Annotated in this window: 3 protein-coding genes; all 3 read right to left on the minus strand. The window is 41.0% G+C overall.

Annotated features, from left to right (window positions below; genetic code table 11):
* Positions 1-70 precede the first annotated feature (70 nt).
* A complete protein-coding gene (locus AACL61_RS00010) occupies positions 71-1,114 on the minus strand; it encodes a hypothetical protein (protein ID WP_339110775.1) in 1,044 nt (347 codons plus the stop codon).
* Positions 1,115-1,305: 191 nt separating this feature from the next.
* Positions 1,306-1,863, minus strand: a complete 558-nt coding sequence (gene efp, locus AACL61_RS00015) for an elongation factor P (protein WP_003664757.1) — start codon at positions 1,861-1,863, stop codon at positions 1,306-1,308.
* Positions 1,864-2,120: 257 nt separating this feature from the next.
* On the minus strand, positions 2,121-3,230 hold the full coding sequence (locus AACL61_RS00020) for a PTS sugar transporter subunit IIC (protein WP_423245867.1): 1,110 nt from the start codon (positions 3,228-3,230) through the stop codon (positions 2,121-2,123).
* Positions 3,231-3,321 lie beyond the last annotated feature (91 nt).

Genomic DNA, 3,321 nt, shown 5'->3' on the forward strand with positions numbered 1-3,321 from the left:
TGATGTATGGGTATTCAAAAGTCTACCACAAATGGCTTTTTATTTTTCTAACTTAATTTTACAAACCGCGTTATTGATAATTAAGATCGTCAAACTTCTTATCAGCGTTTTGTTGCGCCATATCCTTTGATTGGTAGTAAACAGCATCTACCCAATTTCCGGCACCCCCGGCTGATACAAGAACTTTAACCTGCTTTCCATCGATTATTTCGGTCTTAACAGTATATGATGAACCGTCACCGGCGTTTTGAACCCAACCACGGATATTTAACCATCGTGATCCATCCATGTTAAAGAAGCTGGCTTTCCCCCAGTTCTTAGTAGCGTTTTGGATTCCTTCGTTAGTATAGTTATCCTCGTCCTCACCCCACTCAGAATCCTGTTTAAAGAGTTGAGTTGTTGTACTGCTATTCTCGCCACTGTAGGTAAAGGTATGAGAACCAAATGTTATTGTTGAATCAGCATCATTATCTGCCGAATACCATGTTCCCTGCATTTCACTTGGAACATCAATAGTACCACTGCGGCCATACTTATGATCATTGCCAGAATTACTGGTGCTTGCTGAGGAATTGCTATCCCCACTGCGCTTATCGACTACCTGTGCCTTAGCAGCTAAGTCATTAACGAGCTTTCCCTGACCTTCTTGATTAACATAATTGGCCATTTCTGACTTTGAGATTGTGGCGAGTTTAGTACTCTTTTGATTTTCCTTGACATTTTGGTAGATGTTTACATCATCGTTATTAACAGTGTAAACCAAGCCCTGTGACTTTCCACCAGCAGTCACATCGTAAGCTACTCCTTGTCCTCCATCACTCAATTGGTATTTAGAACTTGGGTAAAGATTTACCTGCAATCCCTCTTTTTGCGCTTCTTTAGCCATGGCAGCCCAATTCCCACCATAACGAAGGCCACAATACGTACTAATCAAACTAACAGCTTCTTGGGGGCTCATGTTATCACTATTAACTTTCACATTACTTTTAGCCACTAATAAACTACTGCTTGAGGCAGATGAAGAATTAGCCGCTTTATTGTTAGCCTGATTTCCACAACCAGCTAATAATAGGCCTATCCCCGTAACCATTAAAAATCCTATTTTCTTATTCATATTAATATACTCCTATAAAAAATGAGGCTGGAGAAAATTTTTGTTTTCTCCAGCCTCAACTGTTTTTATGAACAATAGTAAGATAACATGGAAAATAACCACAAGGCTCAAGTCTAAGTACGGACGATAATCGCCGTCCTAGCTTAGTCCACCGCCTTGTCGAGGGGGTTATTTCCCACTTCCATATTTAACTAAGCCCGTGACTTGTAGCTACCATCAGTAGTGTTGATGATTAACTTGTCACCGTTCTTGATAAATGCAGGAACGTTAACAACTAAACCAGTTTCCATCGTAGCAGGCTTACCACCACCATCGATAGTAGCACCCTTAATCATTGGTTCAGTTTCAGCAACAGTTAATTCAACAGTAGTTGGTAATTCAACACCAATGATATCGCCGTTAACAAAGTTTAAGATAACCTTCATGTTTTCAACAAGGTAGTTCTTGTCGTCACCAAGCAAGTCATGGTTTAAACTGTATTGTTCGTAGCTTTCAAGGTCCATAAATACGGCTGAGTCACCTTCATCATAAAGGTATTGAGCAGAACGCTTGTCAACGTTAACTTGTTCAACCTTTTCAGATGGACGCATAGTAGTGTGGACAATTGAACCTGAACGGAGGTCTTGGATGTCCATTTGCATTAAAGTGTTACCCTTACCAGGCTTGTGGTGGTTGATTTGAAGAACCTTTAATAACTTACCATCACGTTCAAAAACCATACCTTTTTTCAAATCAATTGTTTGAATCATAGTATAAAAACTCCTTCATATAAAACTGAACTCTTTTACCGATTAATGGGACTTTGCTTTAAAGCAAGCCTTAATCTTTGGCTTCGTTCCGTGCCGTTAATCATAGATAGTTACCATCTATAATTTACATTCACTGTCTATTGTATCACATTCCCTAATCACAACAATAGCAGTTGTTAGGATGTTTTATCAATAAAAAACTGTCTGCCTATTTCATAATTTTCAATAGACAAACAGCTTTTTTTTGATCGATACTTCTAAACTAGCTCAAGATGTAATTGCTTTTCACCGATGAATCCAGCGCGCTTAAGAACAAGGTAAAGAGCAATTGAAAGAACAGCGGGTACTACCACGCCGAAAACCATGTATGTGCTGAACTGAGCCCAGCCGCGTGATAAGTAAGCAATTGGTGCAATCAAGGAGTTTAGTCCCAATCCTCCTAAGGTCGATGTTGAACGGAAATCAAACAGAACTGTTGCAATTGGTGCACAAACAGCTGCTGAAACAACCGTTGGAACTAAAAGATAAGGATTGATGAGGAGATTGGGAAATTGAACTTTAGGGGTAACAAGTCCTTGGGCGATATTTGCGCCAAGGTTATTTTGCCGAAATGACATCGCAGTAAAACCAACAAATTGAGCAGTAGTACCGATCAAGGCAGCCGCCGAAGAGATCGGATCAAGCATCAAGGCAACGGCTAAGGCAGCAGAAGAGGCAGGCGTCATCAGAAATAGGGCCCACACAACGGAAATTACCATTGATCCTAAAACTGGTGAAATTTGCATCGAATGCGCAATGTAGGCGGACACAGCAAGAAGCGTCGGCGTAACAACTGCCGCAACGACTAGGCCAAAACCGATCCCCACAGCTAACGCACCAAATGGAACAAGAACCATATCAAGTGGCGTCTTTCCAGTTAAATACTTACCGACAAGAACAGCAACAAGTGCCGCTAAAACAGCAGAAACAGGTTGGCCAGTAGTAAGAACCGGTGCTCCCGCTGCCGCCGCAGTTACTTGCCCTGTTGCAGTCATTCCTTTAACCGCCGTATCAGTAAAATGAACACCATTTGATCCAACGGTAGCCGCTACCATTGATGCAAATGTAACTAATGTATTTGTGTTCATCTGTGAAGCAACCGCAACCCCAATAGCAGGCGCTAATAATGCTTGAGCCTCACCACCAATTAGGGTAAGGACATGGATACCTGTCAAGTTACCAATTGTTTGAGTTAATAATCCTCCTCCTAGAACGACCAAAATAGCATTAGCCACCGCCGCAAAAATTCGATAGGCCACTTCCTTGACCTTTGATGAATTTTGATAAGTTGCATTAGCTTTAGAATTGCTAACTCGATTTTCCATCATTAACGCCTCCTCGTATTCTATAAATAAATCTTTACGGATTTTGCTACATTACATCTTGTCTTCTGGTCACCGCATGATAACCTCTAATTAT

The sequence above is a fragment of the Limosilactobacillus reuteri subsp. porcinus genome (assembly GCF_036621895.1).
Classification (GTDB): domain Bacteria; phylum Bacillota; class Bacilli; order Lactobacillales; family Lactobacillaceae; genus Limosilactobacillus; species Limosilactobacillus reuteri_J.